At 62.2% G+C, this 18678-nt stretch carries 19 protein-coding genes; 10 read left to right on the forward strand and 9 right to left on the reverse strand.

The window, feature by feature from the left end; genetic code table 11:
* Positions 1–4: 4 nt before the first annotated feature.
* Both H7C19_RS22180 and H7C19_RS22185 read right to left on the reverse strand, forming a co-directional pair.
* A complete protein-coding gene (locus tag H7C19_RS22180) occupies positions 5–1123 on the reverse strand; it encodes a Gfo/Idh/MocA family protein (protein ID WP_185671256.1) in 1119 nt (372 codons plus the stop codon).
* Positions 1120–2046 (reverse strand): sugar phosphate isomerase/epimerase family protein, encoded by a 927-nt coding sequence (locus tag H7C19_RS22185; protein ID WP_185671257.1) that lies wholly within the window; start codon positions 2044–2046, stop codon positions 1120–1122. Before H7C19_RS22185 ends, H7C19_RS22180 begins: the two co-directional genes overlap by 4 nt.
* Positions 2047–2323: 277 nt before the next feature.
* Here H7C19_RS22185 and H7C19_RS22190 point away from each other — a divergent pair, with 277 nt between their 5' ends.
* Together H7C19_RS22190 and H7C19_RS22195 are read left to right on the forward strand one after the other, a co-directional pair.
* Entirely contained in the window at positions 2324–3274 is a 951-nt protein-coding gene (locus H7C19_RS22190; RefSeq protein WP_185671258.1) for a hypothetical protein, read from the forward strand.
* Positions 3271–3993, forward strand: a complete 723-nt coding sequence (locus tag H7C19_RS22195) for a DUF1361 domain-containing protein (protein ID WP_185671259.1) — start codon at positions 3271–3273, stop codon at positions 3991–3993. Before H7C19_RS22190 ends, H7C19_RS22195 begins: the two co-directional genes overlap by 4 nt.
* A gap of 90 nt (positions 3994–4083) precedes the next feature.
* Here the strand turns inward: H7C19_RS22195 and H7C19_RS22200 are convergent, their stop codons facing one another.
* Positions 4084–5382 carry an alpha-glucosidase/alpha-galactosidase gene (locus H7C19_RS22200; protein WP_185671260.1) on the reverse strand — a complete coding sequence of 433 codons (1299 nt, stop codon included), beginning with the start codon at positions 5380–5382 and terminating at the stop codon, positions 4084–4086.
* A 160-nt stretch (positions 5383–5542) separates the two neighbouring features.
* Between H7C19_RS22200 and H7C19_RS22205 the strand changes: the two genes are divergently transcribed.
* The 3 genes from H7C19_RS22205 (at position 5543) to H7C19_RS22215 (ending at position 9167) form a co-directional block, all read left to right on the forward strand.
* A complete protein-coding gene (locus H7C19_RS22205; RefSeq protein WP_246469667.1) occupies positions 5543–6364 on the forward strand; it encodes a helix-turn-helix transcriptional regulator in 822 nt (273 codons plus the stop codon).
* A gap of 138 nt (positions 6365–6502) precedes the next feature.
* Positions 6503–7093, forward strand: coding sequence for a zinc ribbon domain-containing protein (locus H7C19_RS22210; RefSeq protein ID WP_185671261.1), 591 nt, complete (start codon positions 6503–6505; stop codon positions 7091–7093).
* Positions 7094–7487: 394 nt separating this feature from the next.
* Entirely contained in the window at positions 7488–9167 is a 1680-nt protein-coding gene (locus H7C19_RS22215; RefSeq protein WP_185671262.1) for a PucR family transcriptional regulator, read from the forward strand.
* A gap of 358 nt (positions 9168–9525) precedes the next feature.
* Here the strand turns inward: H7C19_RS22215 and H7C19_RS22220 are convergent, their stop codons facing one another.
* The 5 genes from H7C19_RS22220 to H7C19_RS22240 are packed head-to-tail and all read right to left on the reverse strand — an operon-like array spanning position 9526 to position 11338.
* Positions 9526–9957, reverse strand: a complete 432-nt coding sequence (locus tag H7C19_RS22220) for a spore germination protein GerPE (protein ID WP_185671263.1) — start codon at positions 9955–9957, stop codon at positions 9526–9528.
* Positions 9954–10178, reverse strand: a complete 225-nt coding sequence (locus H7C19_RS22225; RefSeq protein ID WP_185671264.1) for a spore germination protein GerPD — start codon at positions 10176–10178, stop codon at positions 9954–9956. Before H7C19_RS22225 ends, H7C19_RS22220 begins: the two co-directional genes overlap by 4 nt.
* A 1-nt stretch (position 10179) precedes the next feature.
* Entirely contained in the window at positions 10180–10815 is a 636-nt protein-coding gene (gene gerPC, locus H7C19_RS22230; protein ID WP_185671265.1) for a spore germination protein GerPC, read from the reverse strand.
* 53 nt (positions 10816–10868) lie between these two features.
* Positions 10869–11105, reverse strand: a complete 237-nt coding sequence (locus tag H7C19_RS22235; protein ID WP_185671280.1) for a spore germination protein GerPB — start codon at positions 11103–11105, stop codon at positions 10869–10871.
* The gene (locus tag H7C19_RS22240; protein ID WP_185671266.1) at positions 11105–11338 is read right to left on the reverse strand and encodes a spore germination protein; all 234 of its coding nucleotides are present in this window, start codon (positions 11336–11338) and stop codon (positions 11105–11107) included. The genes H7C19_RS22235 and H7C19_RS22240 overlap by 1 nt, the downstream gene beginning before the upstream one ends.
* Before the next feature lie 158 nt (positions 11339–11496).
* Between H7C19_RS22240 and H7C19_RS22245 the strand changes: the two genes are divergently transcribed.
* From H7C19_RS22245 to H7C19_RS22255, 3 genes are all read left to right on the forward strand, one after another.
* Positions 11497–11985, forward strand: coding sequence for a hypothetical protein (locus H7C19_RS22245; protein ID WP_185671267.1), 489 nt, complete (start codon positions 11497–11499; stop codon positions 11983–11985).
* A gap of 78 nt (positions 11986–12063) precedes the next feature.
* Positions 12064–12264 carry a hypothetical protein gene (locus H7C19_RS22250; protein ID WP_185671268.1) on the forward strand — a complete coding sequence of 67 codons (201 nt, stop codon included), beginning with the start codon at positions 12064–12066 and terminating at the stop codon, positions 12262–12264.
* 441 nt (positions 12265–12705) lie between these two features.
* The gene (locus tag H7C19_RS22255; RefSeq protein WP_185671269.1) at positions 12706–14673 is read left to right on the forward strand and encodes a stalk domain-containing protein; all 1968 of its coding nucleotides are present in this window, start codon (positions 12706–12708) and stop codon (positions 14671–14673) included.
* Positions 14674–14762: 89 nt separating this feature from the next.
* On the opposite strand, the gene H7C19_RS22260 is transcribed toward H7C19_RS22255, so the two are convergent.
* Positions 14763–15629 carry a YitT family protein gene (locus tag H7C19_RS22260; protein WP_185671270.1) on the reverse strand — a complete coding sequence of 289 codons (867 nt, stop codon included), beginning with the start codon at positions 15627–15629 and terminating at the stop codon, positions 14763–14765.
* Between the two features lie 138 nt (positions 15630–15767).
* On the opposite strand from H7C19_RS22260, the gene yidD reads away from it, so the two are divergent.
* Both yidD and metG read left to right on the forward strand, forming a co-directional pair.
* Positions 15768–16019, forward strand: coding sequence for a membrane protein insertion efficiency factor YidD (gene yidD, locus H7C19_RS22265; protein ID WP_185671271.1), 252 nt, complete (start codon positions 15768–15770; stop codon positions 16017–16019).
* A 397-nt stretch (positions 16020–16416) separates the two neighbouring features.
* Positions 16417–18441: a methionine--tRNA ligase gene (gene metG / locus H7C19_RS22270; protein ID WP_185671272.1), complete on the forward strand. Its 2025-nt coding sequence runs from the start codon at positions 16417–16419 to the stop codon at positions 18439–18441.
* Positions 18442–18678 lie beyond the last annotated feature (237 nt).

An 18678-nucleotide genomic window follows, 5' to 3' on the forward strand; every position in this document is an offset into this window, starting at 1 on the left:
GCGATCAGCCCCTTCCCCGGGAAGTGTCGATCCGGCGTTGCAGCTCGGTCTCGAACGCGGCCTCGTCCAGCGGCAGGTCGACCCATTCCTCTCGCCACGCGGACAGGTGCATGGCGTTCGAGATCGAGAGGCCGAGAATGCCTTCCTCTCCCGGCGCCAGGAGAGGAGCGCCGTTCAGCAGAGCGTCCGTGAAGTTCTGAAGGATGCCCGCGTGCTCGGGGCTAGGACCCAAGTTCGGGAACTCGATCTTCCACTCCTCCGGCCGGTCGAACGGCACGGTATTGCGGGCGTTGAATTCGGGCTCGGATTCCCGGAGGCGCCAGAACGTCAGCCTGCCGTTCTCGACGACCAGCTTGCCGCGGTCGCCCGTCACTTCGTAGCGGTTCGTGCCCGGCGTCTCGCCCGTCGTCGTGATGAAGACGCCGGTCGCGCCGTTCGGGTACTCGACGTAGGCGGTGACTTCGTCCTCGACTTCGATATCCCGGTGTTTGCCGAAATGGCAGAACGCGCGTATGCGCGAGGGCATGAGGCCGGTCGTCCACTGCCACAGGTCCAGTTGGTGCGGGCACTGGTTCAGCAGTACGCCGCCGCCTTCGCCGGCCCAAGTCGCGCGCCACGAGCCCGAATCGTAGTAAGCCTGCGGGCGGTACCAGTCCGTGATGATCCAGTTCGTCCGGCGGATCTCCCCGAGCTCCCCGGACGCGATCAAGTCTCGTACTTTCTGATAGAGCGGGTTCATCCGCTGATTGTACATGATGCCGAAGCGGCGCCCGCTGGCGGCCGCGGCTTCGTTCATGAGGCGTACGCGCCCCGCGGAGACGCCGGCCGGCTTCTCGATCAGGACGTGGAGGCCGCGCCGGAACGCGGCGATCGCGTCCTTGGGGTGGTCGAAGTGCGGCGTCGCGACGATCACCGCGTCGACGAGACCCGAGTCGAGCAGCGCTTCGGTCGTATCGAAGACGGTTACGCTCGGGTAACGCTCCCGCAGCCAAACGCGGCGGTCCGCCGAAGCGTCGCAGACGGCCGTCAGCGCCGCGCCGCGTATGGCGCCTGACGTCAAGGTGTTCGCGTGACCGCTGCCCATATTGCCGCAGCCGATCAAGCCGTATCGAATGTCGCTCATTGCAGCTCATCCTCCCAGGTCCGCATTTGACGGACGAATGTTCGCATCATGTTGCCGGAATCGTACGTCCGGCTGAAGTCTTCGAGGCCGAGCCAGCCGTCGTATCCGACGGCTTTCAATGCCGCGAGCACCTGCTTCCAAGGCACGATGCCGCTCGCGATCGGACGCCAGGAGCACTGCCAGGCGATCGGATCGAGAGGGGCCGGCTCGGCGCCGTTCCCGTCTCCGGCCGCGTGGGCCGCGTTCGGATGGCCTCGGCCGTCCGTGCCTGCGCCGGACAGGTGCCAGCCGGCGTTCTTCACGTGAACGTGGGCGAGATAAGGGCCTAAGATTTCCATGCCCATGCGGTAATTCTCCATCCCCTCGTGCACCATGTTGCCGGGATCGAGCAGGACGCCGATCCGGTCGGGCGAATACCGGGAGACGAGCCGGTGGGCGGCCGAAGCGCTCGGGATGATCGTGCCGTGATGGATCTCGGCGAGCGCCTTCACGCCGTAAGAACGGGCGAGTGCGTCGACTTCGTCCAAGTAGGCGTAGGCGGAAGCGAGCTGGCGCTCGTAGCCGACGATCGGGTCGTAACCGGGCACGCCCACCCGAATCATCTCCGCTCCGAGCGTCCGGGCCAGCCGGAACAGCCGTTCCGTGCCCGCTACATCGCCGCAAGTCAAATACGGGACGAGCGCAATGTTGCGGAGACCGTGACGTTCCGCGTTCTCGCGGATGCCGGCGATCTCGTCCGGCGCGATATCCGGCGCGATCGTGCACCGATTGTTTCCCCAGAAGGAGGGTGGTTCGCTGCGTAACGCTTCGGGCGTTTCCTTGCAGCGCCATTCGATGCCGTGCAGCCCTGCCGCTTGCGCTTCCGCGCAAAGTGCATCTGGCGTCAAATCCGGTGTGGACACGGTGAATACGGAGTATTTCATCGGTTGTGACACTCCTTCAGCATTTGATTGAGATTAGGGCGATGAAAAAGGGGATGAGGCGAATAAAGATATCGAAAAGATTGTATCACAGGCTTTCGATCGTGGATTAAAACGCATTCAAAGGCATAACCACAGTTAAACGGATCCGTCATCTTCCGATTATCGATCAAACGCTTCAGAGTCGCATGCAACTTTTTGGCCGCTATAACTGTATCTATGAAGAAGAATGGAAGGGGTCGGATCCGCGGGGAGTCGATCCGATAGAGGAGGATTCGCTTTGGATACGATGGCGCAATGGAACGAAGAGCTGCAACGCTGCAAACAAAATCTGCAAGCCAAGGCGCGCGAGGAACGCAAGGTTCGCGCCCTTCAGGAGGAAGTCCGCAAGCAGGAGGGCGTCGTGCGCGAATGCCGCGACCGGTTCGGCCGGGAGGAGGCGGACGTCGATCAGTTGAAGAGCGCTTCGGTCGCGCGGCTATGGAACCGGCTGATCGGGCGCCTGGACGAGCGGCTCCGGGAGGAGGAGCGCGAGGCGGCGGACGCCTGGTTGAAGTACGACGCGGCCGAAGCGGCGCTGCGGGCGCTGGAAGGCGAGTTGGCCGAAGCCAGACGGTCGCTGGGCGACGTCATCGACGCGGATCTCGCCTACGAGCGGCTGCTCTCGCGCAGGGAAGCCTGGATTCGCGAGCATGATCTGGCCGCGAGCGCGGAGCTGCAACGCGTCTCGGAGTCGCTGGGCGAGTTGCGCGCGATGCGCAAAGAGCTGGACGAAGCGAAGCAAGCCGGTGAGAAGGCGGCACGCGCGCTCGCCTCCGCCGAAGAGCGCTTGCGGTCTGCCCGCAACTGGGGGACCTACGACATGCTGGGCGGCGGCGCGATCGCGACGCATATCAAACACAACCGCATCGACGAGGCGCGCGCGGAGATGCATGAAGCGCAGCATGCGCTGCGGATGTTCGAGAAGGAGCTGAACGACTTACGCGTGCAGGCAGGCGTTCCGGATGTAGAGGTCGGAGGCTTTCTGACGTTCGCGGATTATTTCTTCGACGGCTTCCTTACCGATTGGATCGTGCAGGGGCGCATCGACGACGCCCTGAACCGCGTGCAGCGAGGCGGCGGGGAAGTGCGGCGCCAATTGGACCGCGTCGCAGCGGACCAAGCGAAGACCGCCCAAGCTATCGCCGAGCAGGAAGCGCGGTACCGGGCGACGCTGGAGGGCGGCCGATGAGCCGCGCCGGGCGTAAAGCTTCGCAGGCGGCGGCGTTCGCGCCGGCTTTCTACGTGCTGTGCGGCATCTCGTTCCTGTGCGTGCTGCTGCTCATCGTGCGAGCCGATCGGGTCGGCTTCGAGAAGTACGGGTTTCTGCTGTGGAATCTGTTCCTGGCTTGGCTCCCGCTGATCGTCTCGATGGCGGCTTCGGGGTTGGACCGGCTGGCTAGCAGCCGGCGGCTGGGCGTGCTTCCCCTCCTGGTGGCCGGCGTCGCTTGGATGCTGCTCTATCCGAACGCGCCGTATCTGACGACGGACCTGATCCACCTGATCGCCAATCCGCAATACACGTGGATCAACGCTTCCGAGTCGTTGCTGGTCTGGTACGATCTGATCGTATTCTTCTTGTTCGCGTGGTGCGGCCTGCTGCTCGGCTACCTCTCGATGCATCAATTCCACCAACTGGTGCGGAAATACGCAGGCGTCTGGTTCGGTTGGCTCTTCATTGTCGGCGCTTCCTTCCTCGGCGGTTTCGGCGTCTACTTGGGCCGGGCGATCCGGCTGAACAGCTGGGATGTGCTGTTCAGTCCGTTCCGACTGATCGACGGCATCCTCGAAGGGCTGGACGCCAACGGAGCCGCTTTCACGGTGCTGTTCGGCATGCTGATCCTGATCGTCTATCTGTCGCTGTTCTGTCTGCGCCTGCTTGCGGGCCGGATAGACGAGGCCGAATCTTGACCGGAAATGAAAAAAAAGGCGCCTTGACCCCCGCTCGAATGCGGGTTCAAGGCGCCTTCGCCTATTCGCGTTACTTATCAGCAATATCGGTTAGCGATAAGCGGGCAGCCAGTCGCCGTGCGCTTCGATCAGATCGTCGCAGAGCGAGACGATGTCGTCCATGGACAGCTCGGCGGACGTGTGCGGATCGAGCATCGCGGCGTGATAGATGTGTTCCTTCTTGCCGGTGACGGCGGCTTCGATCGTGAGCAGCTGGGTGTTGATGTTGGTCCGGTTCAGCGCGGCGCACTGCGGCGGCAGGTCGCCGACATAGGTCGGAGTGACGCCGTTGGCGTCGACGAGGCACGGCACTTCGACGCAGGCTTCGCGCGGCAGATTCGTGATCAGGCCCGTGTTCATCACGTTGCCGCCGATCTTGAACGGGCGGTTCGTCTCCATCGCCTCGAAGATGTAGGAAGCGTACTCGTGGGAGCGTTCGTGCGTCAGCTTGGTGTCGTTCACGAGGCTTTCGCGCATTTCCTTCCACCGGGAGATCTGGTTGACGCAGCGGCGCGGATATTCGTCGAGCGGGATGTTGAACTTCTCGATCAGCTCCGGGTATTGGCGCTTGATGAAGTAAGGATGATACTCGGCGTTGTGCTCCGACGACTCGGTGATGTAGTAGCCGAACTTCAGCATGAGCTCGAAGCGCACCATGTCGGGGTGCTTCTCCTGCTGCTTGGCGGCGGCGCGGCGCTTGATCTCGGGGTAGAGGTCGACGCCGTCCTTGCTCGCTTCGAGCAGCCATGCCATATGGTTGATGCCGGCGATCTTCGACTTCACCCCGGTCGTGTCCATGTCGATCGCCTTGAACAGGTCGTTAACGCAGACCTGAACGCTGTGGCACAGGCCGACGGTGCGAACGCCGCCGTACGTATTCATCACGTTGGTCAGCACCGCCATCGGGTTCGTATAGTTCAGGAACCAGGCATCCGGGCATACCTCCTGGATATCGCGGGCGAAGTCCAGCATGACGGGGATGGTGCGCAGATTCCGGAAGATGCCCCCGATCCCGACCGTGTCGGCGATCGTCTGGCGCAGGCCGTATTTCTTCGGCACCTCGAAGTCGGTGATCGTGCAGGGATCGTAGCCGCCGACCTGGATGGCGTTCACGACGAACTTGGCGCCGCGCAGCGCTTCCTTGCGGTCGGCATAGGCCCGGATGCTGCACGTGCTGCCGGACGTCGCTTTGAGGTTGTTCAGCATCCGCTCGGAGTCGGCGAGGCGCTCGGCGTCGATGTCGAAGAGCGCGATCTCGAACCCTTGCAGGGCGGGCGTCAGCATGCAGTCACCCAGGACATTTTTGGCGAAGACCGTGCTGCCCGCGCCAAGGAACGTAATTTTGGACATTTGGTTAATCCTCCTTGATTCCACTTGTATGAAGGCTCATCTGCGATTTAGAATAGATGAAAACGCTCCCGTTGCCTATGGACAGAAAAGAGCGTTGCATGGAATTTTGTAGTTTGAGTTCCGCGTAGAAGGGGGGTGGACCGTTCTGGAGTCGATCTGGTTGACCGTCAATCCCCATCCCAGAGAGGGCGACGAGGCGTCGGTGCTGTTCACCGGCCGATCGCAGACGGCGCCCGATCACCGGATCGGGCCGCAGGTGCTCGATTACGTGCTCGTGCATACCGTTGAAGCAGGGAAGGGCTACTTCCGGTGCGGGGACCGCGAATACGAACTGGGACCGGGCGACAGCTTTTTCATCCTGCCGGGCGTCCTGCACGGTTACCGGTCGGACGAGCGGGACCCGTGGCTCTATCGCTGGATCGCTTGCCGCGGGCCCGCGCTGGCGCGGTGGCAGCAGCGGGCGGGCGTCTCTCCCGAGCGTCCGGTGATTTACGCGGCGGGCGAGTCGCTCCGCGCGATGGAGGCCGTGGCCGCGGCGTTCCGGGAGGGCGGCTGGACGGCGGACTTCGAAGCGTCCGGGTGGCTGCGGATCGCCTGGTCCGCGTGGATGAAGGCGAACCGGCCCGAAGCGCCGGAGGCGGCCGGCGGCAGGGAGGAAGCGTCCGCGAGAGAGGCGGACCGCGCCGCGAGGTGGCTGCATGCGCAATTGGACCGCCCGGTATCGATCGCGCAGATGGCGCAGGAGCTGGGCTACCACCGTACGCACCTTTCCAAGCTGTTCCGTCGGCACCACGGCATGTCGCCGATCCGTTACCTGCAGAAGCTCCGGATGGAACGGGCCGTCGTGCTGCTGCAGGAAGCGCTGACCGTCGAGGAGGTCGCCGCCTCCGTCGGGTATGCGGATCCGTTGTACTTTTCCAAATCGTTCAAAAAGTGGATGGGCGGAACGCCGTCCGACTATCGCAAGGGACTTCGGACTTAGGCTGAACTGCCCGGTTCCTGCGTATAGATGAAGAAGGGGAAACTTGTACGTCGCCCGCAGGATGAGTAAGATGATATCAACGGAACCGTAAGCTCGGGTTTTCGTATGGGATCATAAAGGGATGAGGAGGCGGCTTGGATGAGCTTTTTTAAGAAATTCACGGAGACCGTCAGCAAGGGCGTAACGACTGCGACGGAGAAGGCGCAGCAGACGGTCGAGATTACGAAAATTCATTCGCAAATTTCAGGCAAGCGGAAAGAAATCGAGAAACGGTTCTCCGATATCGGGGAAGCCGTATACGAGGCGTACTTGCAGCACGATCTGTCCCGCGCGGAAGGCGTGATCATACCGGCCTGTGAAGAGATTGCGGGCTTCCGGCGCGAGATCACGGGGCTGGAGGACCGGATTCGCGCGCTGCGCAACGAGAAGGAGTGCTCCTGCGGCCAGAAGGTGCCGTTCGATACGCGGTTCTGCCCGGCGTGCGGCAGCCCGTTCGCGGACCCGGTACCGCCGGAGCCGGTCGCGACGGCTGATCCGCTCGCGCCGTCCGAGTCGGTCGCCGACGCGGCTGCGGAAGCGGCCGATGCGGACCCGACGGCCGAGCGCGTCGAGCTGGAGGAGGCACCGGAGTCCGAGGCGGATGTGGTCCGGCTGTGCGCGGAGTGCGGCGCCGAGCTGCCGGAGGACGCGCGATTCTGCCAGACCTGCGGGCATCCGGTTTATCCGTAAGGTGCCCCCAGGCAGCTCCCGAGGATGATGAGCTGCGAAGCGGCGGCCGCGACAGATCGAACGCGAGGCGAGCGGCATGCAACTGAGCGTCCTTGCCGACCATCGGAAGATGGCGGCAGGGGCGTTTTTATTATGTAGCGTTGACTAAGCAGACCATCGATAGGTAGATGCTGAATGTAATGATATGTAACGCTATTTTGGGGTAGCAGCCGTCTTCCTGGCATCTATTCTGGGCCCTTTTGGCCTTATTTTTGATAAATCGAATGATTTTCCTCAAGTTATGTTATATAATATTACATAAAGTATGACAAAACCATTCAAGTGATTTAAAATGTCATTATAAGTGACGTATTCTGCGCGACTTAATCGATACACAATGCAAGGAGGGTGTATGATGGCTGCAATGCCCCGCAAGGAATCCCTGCCGGAGAACCGTCCGGATCAAACGATGTTATCGGTTCGCGAATTGTTGGAGCTGCCGCCGTTGGACGGAGCCAGACTCGCCGCGGGAGAACGGGGAGCCGGCGCCGTCGTTGCGCGCGTCCGCGTGCTGGAGTCGCCGGACGCCGCCCGGTGGGCGCGCGCGGGCGAATGGGTGCTCCTGCCGGGACGGGAGGAACCGGAGCGGCTCGGTCAGCTCTTCGCCGAGTTGGCGCGGCAGGGCGTCGCGGCCGTCGGCCTTCGATCGGCCCGGTTGGCCGATCCCGAGACGCTGAAGGCCGCGCTGGATGAAGCGGATGCCGTCGGCTTGCCGGTGGTCGAGCTGCCCGGCGATCTGGCGCTCGCCGACGTCGTCCGCGCGGTGATGGAGCGGGCTTCGCCGAACGAGGAGACGCCGCTCGCCGAGCTTCAGAGCCGCATCCAGGCAATGACCCGTCTGATGTTGGAGGGCAGCGGCCTGTTGGCGCTGCTGGACGCGATGGAGCGGATGCTCGGCAATCCGGTGGCCGTCGTGCAGGAACACGATCAGCCGTGGGTGTCGGAGTCGCTGAGGGAAGCGGAAGCGCCCTTCGCCGGCCCCCTCGCGCAGGCGCTCGCCTATCGGCATATGGCCGGGCGTGGCGCGCGCGGCGTATTCGTGACGCAGCAGAGCGCCTATCGCGTCTATGTCTGCCCGATTCCGTCCCGCCGGAGCAAACCGGCCAATCTCTTGCTGATCGAGCGCCACGCGGACATCGATTCGCTGGGCATGCTGAGCATGGATCGCTTGTCCGTGCTGATCGGCATGGAGTTGGCGAACGAAGAAGCGGTTCGGGAAGTGGAGGGGAAGTACCTGGAGCAGTTTCTTCAGGATTGGCTGTCCGGCAAGATCGTCGCGGCCGGCGACTGGAAGCTTCGCGCCGAAGTGTGCGGCTGCTCGTTGCCCGAGGATACGCCTCTGTGCGCCGTGCTGGTCGGCATGAGCGAGCGGCATCCTTCGCCCGATCGGCTCCGGGAGCTGGCGCGCCGGCTCCGCGCCGAACGGTTCCGAACCGTGGAGACGCTCCTCGCGTCGCCGTTCGGCGGCGAGCTTGCGCTCATCGTCCCCGTCCCCGAGACGGATCGGGCCGAACCGCAGTCGGCGTCTGCGGTATCGGCCCTGCTCGAGCGACTGCAGCCGGAGCTGCGGTCGCTGATCGGCGACGCGTCGCTCCGGCTCTTCGCCGGCCGCCCGGCCGGCCGCCCGGAGCTGCTGCCGATGAGCCTCTCCCAAGCGCGTCGCGCCCGTCAAGTCGCCGAGGTGTGCGGCTTGCCCGGCGAACGGGTGGCTTACGATCGGCTGGGCGTCTACTCGCTGCTCTATCTGATCCCTTCGAGCGAAGAGCGGGCGCAATTCCTGGAGCGCTTCGCGCACCCGCTGCAGCAGGCAGACCGCAAAGGGGGAGGGCGGCTCGTCGAGACGCTGGAGATGTTTTTCCGGTGCAACGGCAATATCAAGCTGACTTCCGAGAAGCTGTACGCGCACTACAACACGGTCGTCTACCGATTGGACAAAATCCAGAACATCCTCGGCGTGTCGCTCGACGATCCCGAGGATCGACTGCAGCTTCAGCTGTCGCTAAAGCTTGGCCACATCACCCCGGCCGGCAACTGAGCTTGAAGCGCCGCGTCCGCTCCTCTTCGTTCCGCATGCCAAAAAAGCCTTGCAGCCGTCCGGCTGCAAGGCTTTTGGGCAATGCGGTCAGTACCGGACTGCGCGGAGAATAATCACCAGCAGAATGAAAAGGACGAGAACGAATGCTGCTCCGCCGCCATATCCGCCTACAGGACCGCAACCTACGCCTCCATAGCCTCCAACGCCTCCATAGCCTCCATAGCCACCATAGCCTCCAACGTATGCCATACCGGTAACCTCCCGTGAATGTGGTGTGGTGTGAGCTGCCTCACGGAATCAGTCTATGCGAGACAAGAAAGGGCAGCTTGTGCGCCCGCACAATCCGGCGACGCCTAATTCAGGCGGATACCGGAGGGACGGGAGGAACCGGAGCGACCGGAGTCGCCGGTGAGATCGTCGAGGCGTTGAAGTGCCGGATATTGACGATGCGGGTTTCGGCGGTCAACGGTCCGCTGCAGCCGAATCGCGTCAACGCCGAGTTGGAGAGACCGATGACCTGTACATCTCCGATCTCGATGTCGCCCCAGGCCGTGGAGGAGAAGCTTACTTCTTCCTGCGGAGCGGGAAGCAGGATCGGCCGGTAGTAGAGCGAGTAGGCGGAGAAGGGCAGCTCGTTGCTCTCAAAATCGGCGATCGCGCGCTGGATGGCGATTACGCGGTTGAACAAGTCGGTAGTGCCGTTGTCGTCTCCGAACTGCAAGACCGAGGCTTGCGACACGGTATTGAAGTAGACGTTGCGGACCCGCGATTCCCGACAGGTCAGGCTCACAGCCCTTGCTCCAACTCTTCGTCGGGCAGGCTGGGCATCGGTGCGAGCGGTCCGACGATGACCGATTCCGGCGGCGTGTCGAAGAACGAAGACAGCGTGAGCGACTCCGTATCGCCGATGAGGAACGAGGCGGAGCTCGACACGCCGATGATGCGGATCGAGCCGATGGCCACGGGGCCGTTGGTCACATTCAATTGCACGGGTTGTCGTGAAGGGAACATGTTATCCTCCTTCCGGATTCGGTCCTTTGCGCGTGCGCAGGTAGGCGTCGAAGGCCGACAAGACATCTCGTTTCGTTTTCTGCAGGATGCCGTCCCGCCACTGAATCTTCTCCTCGTCTCTCCCCGTTTGCGGGAACGGCGAGGTGCGGGCATAGTGATGCACCCGCGCACGCAATTGCGCTTTGACATCCTGGATGACCGCTTGAGCCTGCTCCCGCTCCAGCGGCGTCTGATGCTGCGCGGACAGCCGCTCCAGCTCGGCCTGCGCGTCCTGATCCATGAACGCGAGCGCTTGCTGCTGAAGCGTGCCGATCTGATCCGCCATCTCGTCTTGAGGCTGCGCCGGGGGATTCCACATGCCCGGCACGGGCGTCTCGAACGAGTCGACGTCGCCTTGCTGTCCCTGCGGCGTCAACCCGATATTGAGCGTGCCGTCCAAGCGGCTGACCTTGAGCTGATCGAAATGATATTCGACGTGGATCGGCGGCTTCTTCTGCAGATCGTCCAGTTGCCGTTGCATCGCGTCGATCTGCGCGAGCGCCGTCTGCAGGCGCTGCTCCGTGAGCTGAAGCTGCCAAACGATATCCTTCCAGTCGGTAGGACCTTGCGGCCATGGCCAGGTCGAATTCGTTGTCACGTGCATCCGCTCCTTCGACGCTCGCGCGGAGTTTAAGGATGGGTCTTAGCCGCCTAGCTCGGATTCGGCAGCGATACGAGCGAAGTGGGCGCGAGCCCGGCCGCTTCGGCTTGGGCCGCGGTTTGGGTCGGGGTCAATTGCGGGGCGGGCCCCGTGTACCCGCCGGTGTTGTAGAGCTGAGACAGCGATTGGATGCTGCCCGCGCTGCCGATCTGCAGGACGGACGAGTTCGAGACGGCATCGACGCGCAGTTGGCCGATAGTGATCTGCTGGTGAATATTCCACTGAATCATATGATCCCTGAATTACCGACTTCGGTTGAGGAGGAATCCACTACGTCAGGGTCGTTCGTATTCGTAGAGCTGATCGAGTTCGTTCGAGGGAAGTCCCCGGTCACGAACGATCCCGCGCCGGCAAACGTCTTCGTGGTGCTGACGGGCTTCACTTGCAAGGTATCGCCAAAGAGCACGACGCCGCTCGAGCCCACGGTTAAGATCTTGACGGCTCCGACGATGCTGGGCATGTCGCAACGACTCCTTTGATGCAGTCATGGTTCATTGTATGATAGTCCGCGCCCAGAGGTTACCGGAGCTCCGCGGTCTCCCCGGCGGACACCGCAAGCGCCCGGCGGGCATATACTGGGAGCGGAGCGATATTCCCGGCCTCAAGGGGGAGGAGAACATGTCTTTTTTCGACAACGGCCCGTTGCCGAATTGGAAGGAGATCCAGAACTGGCTCGGCAGGGAGATTCCTTGGGAGCTGGTGGAGAAGTGGGACAAAAAGGACGACGACGCGTGGCTGGACCGGTTCATTCGTAACTTCATGGCGCCCGCGGAGTCGCAAACGCCGGAGAAGATGCCGGCCGAAAAGCCCGTCGTTCAGGGGGATGCCCGCAAGACCGTTCCTTCGGAGATTTCGCGGTCGTCCAAACACGTGACCGTCGCGTTCAAGCTGCCGAATGAGACCGACTTGAAGCCCGTACGGCTCTATGCCACGGCGGATCGGCTCCGGCTGACCGGCTTGCCGGGCGGACGCTCGGAGACCGTCCTGATGCCGTGCCGCGTTTATGCCAAGTCGGGCCGCGCCGAATGGAAGCAAGGCCGCCTCGTCATCCGATTCCGCAGGCGGCGCACGGAAAAGAACGAAGTGGAATTGTTCATTCAGGCCTGAATCCGTTATAATGCTATCAACGGGCGTGCGCCGCCTAAGCGAACGGCGTACGCATAACGGATTAGGGAGGCTAACGGTGTGGAGCTCGTGGACGTATCGGAAGTGTCGCCCGCGTTGTTCGTGACGGGGGTTATTTTTATTCTGCTGGTGGGCGGGCTGCTCAGTATGGGCGTGCTCCGCTTCTTCCAGACGAAGAAGCGTCAAGGATGGTTCTTCATGAGCGGATCGGCGCTGTCGCTGCTCCTGCTCGTGCTGATCGTCGATCGCTGGTTCAGCTGACGGAACCGGGGGAGCGCTTCGCGCTTCCCGGCAGCGTCCGACATACGGCATCGCCGCAGATTGCGGCGGTGCCGTTTCGTTTGTTCATACGGCATGCATTAGTTTCACTCCTATTCCTTTCTGTATGACCTCCGATAAAAACGTGTCGCCCTCTTCTGAGAAGAAGGCAATTCCGTTTTTACTTGACGTATCAGAAAGTATTAGTTTCACCTCTACTTTACTGATCCGTCTCCGATAAAAACGTGTCGCCCTCTTCTAAGAAGAAGGCAATTCCGTTTTTACTTGTTTGTGAACATTTCATGGCCGTTTCCCATACGCATCGCAACTTTTATCGCTGATTTTCGTCTATCCCAACATGTGTTCTTGACGATTCAGACCTTTTTCTTTGTTATGACGCACATTCTCATCACTCTCTTATCGAAGCAAAGGAGACTTACCCGAATGGCTTGGAATGGAAAGAAACAACGGTGGCTGCCCCTCTTGACGGGCGCCGCGCTACTGGTTACGGCGGTTACGCCGGCTTATGCGGAAGGAGCGGACGCGACGACGGCCGCCAGCCCCGGGAACGTGCTGACGCTCACGGCCAACAAGGCTCTGCTGTCGCTGAACGGCGTGAATTATCCGACCGCCCAGCCGACCGCCGTCGTCGCGGGCGTGACCTATGCGCCGCTTAGCGCGCTAGCCGCGCGCTACGGTTATTCCTTGCGCTACGACAGCAAGACGAAGGAATCGATCGCGGTGCAAGGGACGAACGAGATCCGCATGAAGCCGGGCTCGACGACGTTCTCGCTAAACGGACAGAAAGTGGACGCGGCCGGCAAGCCCTATAACCAAAAGGGCAGTCTCATGATTCCGGTGCGCATGTGGTCGACTTTGACCGGCTCGAAGCTGACGGTACCCGCGAAGGGGCAGGTCTCGCTCGCGTGGAGCTTGGCGCCGACCGCGGATTTCAAGGTGAACCAGACGGAGATCTACGCCGGACAGACGCCGGTGACGTATTCGAGCCTCTCCCAATTCCCGGAGAAGATCGTCGACGAGCGCTGGGAAGGCAACGAGGCGATGTTCGCCGAACCGGGAACATACACCGTCACCCGCAGCGTCATGGACGCGACTTATACCTGGAGCACCCCGTATTCGGTCACGATAACCGTACGCCCGCCGAATCAGCCGCCGCAGGCCGCCTTTACGACGGATAAGGAAGTCTACAAGATCGGGGAGCCGATTCAGTATACGGATCAATCGACGGACGACGAGAACGCGATCACGTCGACCGAGTGGACCAACAACAAGCCGGCGTTCTTCACCGAAGGCACGCAGACGATCAACCTCAAGGTCACCGACCGCCACGGCGCCGTCGGCGAGATCAGCAAGACCGTGACGATCACGTCCGAAGTGATGTATACCGAAGAGCAGTTCAACCAGCGCTTCACGCCGGTCGGCGAGAAGTATCCGATCGTCGGCGCAGACGTGCTCAAGATGCAGACCGTGCCTTATACATACACCGTATCGGATCGCGCGCTGATCGCCTCGGACAGTCCGGAGGACTTCGACCGGGAAGGCATCCTGTACCGGGATTCGATGATCGGGGACTTCCGCTTGTTCCTCTATCACCAGAACATCGGAACCGAGCCTTTCAAGATCTACCTGGCCGCGACGAACGATAGCGCGGTCCCCGCGACGGTGACGCTCGGCGCCAGAGGCCAAGCCGGACCGGACAGCTTCGGCGCCTACACGGGTAAGGTCGCGGCAAGCCGCTACCTGATCTCCCAGGACAACGGGGACACGACGTCCATCACCCTTGCGCCGGGCGAGACGAAGCTGGTCGCGCAGGAGCTGGGCGCGAAGCCGCTGAAGCCAGGCCAGGTGTTCTCCGCCTATGCGGACGTGAACGCTTCGTCGGACGTGAAGTTCACCTTGTTCGCGGTGAAGGGCGACAAGGACGCGCTCACCTCGCTGCCGACGCTTTCCGTATTGCCGCGCGACGGCAAGCATATCCGCGGCACGTTCCACGGCGCGGACCGCGAAGTCTCGATCACGCAGCCGCTCGGAACGGAGGCGCAGCGCGTACCGTTCGGCGACCACTCGATCGATCCCGCCCTGGACGGCCGCGATATGCTGACCGGCCAGTTCGAGAACAACTGGGGCAACTTCGGCGTCGTGTACCATACGACCGTTCAGGTGAAGGCGAATACGCTGATCGCGGTGAACGCGCGAGGAGGTATCTACTCCGGGGTGTTCAAGATTAACAATACGAGCGTGCTCGTCTCGAACACGAGCCTGCTGCTGGATCCGAATTCGGTCTGCGTCCTCTATCGGACGGGCCCGAACGACGAGACCGTCGATATCTCCTTCTTGACGGCGCTGGGCTCCAACCTGCCGATGAACATCCTGTTCATGCCGATTAAGTAATCCGCGGCGAGTGTTCGCCGCCGAAGCCAGAACGCCCCGGCCCGACATGCCTCGCATGCGGCGCCGGGGCGTTCCTCGTTCGCGGGACTTCAGTGGATATCCTTCTTCCGGAAGTCGCCGCCCTGCACTTCGGACACCGATTCGATGGCGATGAAAGCCCGCACGTCGATATCGTGGACGACCGCCCGCAGCTTGGCCAGCTCGAGCCGCGTCACGACGCAGTAGATCATGAGCAGATCTTCCTTTAAGTAACCGCCCTTCGCATAGATGAACGTCGTCGTGCGGCCGAGGCGCTGGATGATCGCGTCGGAGATCTCCTCGAACTCCGTCGAGATGATGGTGACCGACTTGGATTCGTTCAGCCCTTCGACGACGACGTCGATCATCTTGAAGGCGATATAGTAGGTGAAGATCGAATACATGGCGGAATCCCAGCCGAACAGGAAGCCCGCTGCGATGAAGATGAACAGGTTCAGGATCATAATGATCTGGCCGACCGACATCCTAATCTTGGCGGAGATGATGATGGCCACGATCTCGGTGCCGTCGAGCGATCCGCCGAACCGCAGCACGAGGCCTATGCCCGTTCCGAGGATCAGCCCGCCGAACGCGAGCGCGAGCAGCTTCTCGCTGGTGAAGGCGGGAACGGGGTGGAGCAGCGCCGTGGCGGCGGACATGAGCCCGATGCCGTACAGGCTGGAGACGGCGAACGTGCGGCCGACCTGGCGGAAGCCCAGCCAGAGGAAGGGCAGGTTGATGACGAAGAGGAAAAGGCCGAGCGGCCATCCGGTGAGGTGCGAGAGGATGATCGAGATCCCGGTGATGCCGCCGTCGATCATCGCGTTCGGCACGATGAACAGCTCCAGCGCGACGGCCGCCATGATCGCCCCCGCGGTGATGAACAAGAACTTCAAGACGGCGCTCCAGCCGGTCGTTTTCTTGTGCGTTCTGGGCACGACTTCCGCCTCCCCGGTTGTGGTACTCTGGCAGTTTCTGCTTGGCGCGCAATCTTTATGCGGCGGTCGCGCCGGGATTTGACGCGGCCGCCCGCATCGGTCATGATGGGGAGAGTGAGAGAGAAGGAGGGGCCGTTCATGCTACGCCAAGGCCTGCAGCTGCCCATTCGGTTCTACCGCAAGTTCATCTCGCCGCTGAAGCCGCCTACCTGCCGGTTCGCGCCCACCTGCTCGGCTTACGCCCTCGAGGCGCTGGAGGTGCACGGACCGCTCAAGGGGAGCTATCTCGCGGCCGTGCGCATCTGCAAGTGCCATCCGTTCCACCCCGGGGGGGTCGACCCGGTCCCGCCGCGACGCGGCGTGGAGCGGGAGGGCGAAGGCTCGGCTTGACACGAACCTCGTTCGTCAGGTATATTTTGTACAATTCCGCACGATCATGTAATAAGCGAATGGTCTTTATATTGCCTTCCCTATGAACGGATGAGTACGAACGCAGGTCTATCGCAGAGAGCCGGGCACGCTGAGAACCGGTATAGACCGACTTCCGAAGATGGTCCTGGAGGGATCGCCCGCGAGCCCGGCTTCGCGCGTTAGCGCGCGACGGAGCGGCAAGCGGACGACGCCGGCCGGCGTTAACGGCAAGCCGAGTCATCGGCCGAATGAGCCTTCGTCCGCGTCTAGCCGCGCGATGGAGGGAAGTTGGGTGGTACCACGCGAGCATACGCTCCCGTCCCATGTGGACGGGAGTTTTTTGCGTTCCGCAACGATAACGAAGGAGATGACGGACATGTCGGACAAGAACAAGACCTATTACCTCACGACGCCGATCTACTACCCGAGCGACAAGCTGCATATCGGGCATGCGTACACGACGGTGTCGGGAGACGCGATGGCCCGCTACAAGCGGCTGCGCGGATACGAGGTCCGCTACCTGACGGGAACGGACGAACACGGCCAGAAGATCGAGCGCAAGGCGAAGGAAGCGGGCAAAACGCCGCAGCAGTTCGTCGACGACATCGTCGTGGGCATTCAAGACCTGTGGCGGAAGCTGGAGATCACGAACGACGACTTCATCCGGACGACGGAGCCTAGGCATACACGCGTCGTGCAGGCGATCTTCGCCAAGCTGCTGGAGCAGGGCGACATCTACAAGGGCGAGTACGAAGGCTGGTACAGTATCCCGGACGAAGCGTTCTACACGGAGAAGCAGCTCGTCGACGTCGTGAAGGGGGAGAACGGCGAGATCGTCAGCGCCAAGAGCCCGGACAGCGGCCACCCGGTGGAGCTGGTCAAGGAGGAATCCTACTTCTTCCGGATGAGCAAGTACGCGGACCGGCTGCTCGCTTATTACGAAGAGCACCCGGACTTCATCCAGCCGGAATCGCGCAAGACCGAGATGATCAACAACTTCATCAAGCCGGGCCTCGAGGACCTAGCGGTATCTCGGACGACGTTCAGCTGGGGCATCCCGGTACCGGGCGACGCGAAGCACGTCATCTATGTCTGGATCGACGCGTTGTCCAACTATATCACCGCGCTGGGCTACGGAGCGGAGGACGACGCCGCGTACGAGAAGTTCTGGCCGGCCGACGTTCATCTGATGAGCAAGGAGATCGTCCGCTTCCATACGATCTACTGGCCGATCATGCTGATGGCGATCGGCCTGCCGCTGCCGAAGAAGGTATTCGCCCACGGCTGGCTGCTGATGAAGGACGGCAAGATGTCCAAGTCCAAAGGCAACGTCGTGGATCCGGTCAAGCTGATCGACCGCTACGGGCTGGACGCGGTCCGCTACTACCTGCTGCGCGAAGTGCCGTTCGGCGCGGACGGCACGTTCACCCCGGAAGGCTTCGTAGAGCGGATCAACTACGATCTGGCGAACGATCTGGGCAACCTCCTCAGCCGGACGGTCGCGATGATCGACAAGTACTTCGAGGGCGAGATCCCGGCATCCTCAGCCGGGGGGACGGCTTTCGACGGCGAGCTGGAACAGACGGCCGCGGCGACGGTGGACAAAGTGGAGAACGCGCTGGAAAATATGGAGTTCTCGGTCGCGCTGACCGGGATTTGGGGGCTCGTCAGCCGCACCAACAAGTATATCGACGAGACGCAGCCTTGGACGCTGGCGAAGGACGAGGCCAACCGGCCCGCGCTCGCGTCGGTGATGGCGCACCTCGCGGAGAGCCTGCGCATCGTCTCGATCCTGCTGCAGCCGTTCCTGACGCACACGCCGAAGCGGATTTGGGCGCAGCTCGGCATCGCGGAAGGCGCGGCGACCGACTGGGAGAGCGTACGGTCCTGGAGCCGCTTGCCGACCGGCGCGAAGGTGGCCAAGGGCGAAGCGCTGTTCCCGCGGCTGGAGCTGGCGAGCGAGGTCGCGTGGATCGTGGAGATTATGGGCGGAGGGGCGGCCACGGCTCCCGCTGCGCCCGAGCAGCCGGCGTCCGCGCCGCCTGCGGCTGCCGCCGAAGCGCCTGCCGACCGCAAGGAAGAGATCAACATCGACGACTTCGCCAAGGTCGAGCTCCGCGTCGCGCAGGTCGTCGCCTGCGAGCCGATCCCGAAGGCCGACAAATTGCTGAAGCTGCAGCTCGATCTCGGCTTCGAAGTCCGTCAGGTCGTCTCCGGCATCGCGCTTCATTATAAGCCCGAAGAGCTGGTCGGCCGGAAGGTGATCTGCGTCGTCAACCTGAAGCCGGTGAAGCTGCGCGGCGAGTGGTCGCACGGGATGATCCTGGCAGCCTCCCAGGACGGACAGCTGACGCTCGCGACCGTGCCGGAAGGCATGCCGAACGGCGCGACCGTTAAATAAGACGGGCCAGAGGCCTGCTCGCTTCCAAGCGCGCAGGCTTTTCCTTGCTTGGCGGCCGGATCGCGGTGATGAGTAGCGGCTGGCGAACGACGATACCTTCGCAGATCGCCATCGAATCTTAGGAGGAAGAAGACTCGGTAACCCGGGTCTTCTTATTATGAAAATGGGGCTTGGACATTCTCGCTTTCAGGGCTTACACGCCTAATAATCGAAGGGAATATTCGTCTTCGGTTGGGC

The organism is Cohnella nanjingensis (genome assembly GCF_014212125.1).
Lineage (GTDB): Bacteria > Bacillota > Bacilli > Paenibacillales > Paenibacillaceae > Cohnella > Cohnella nanjingensis.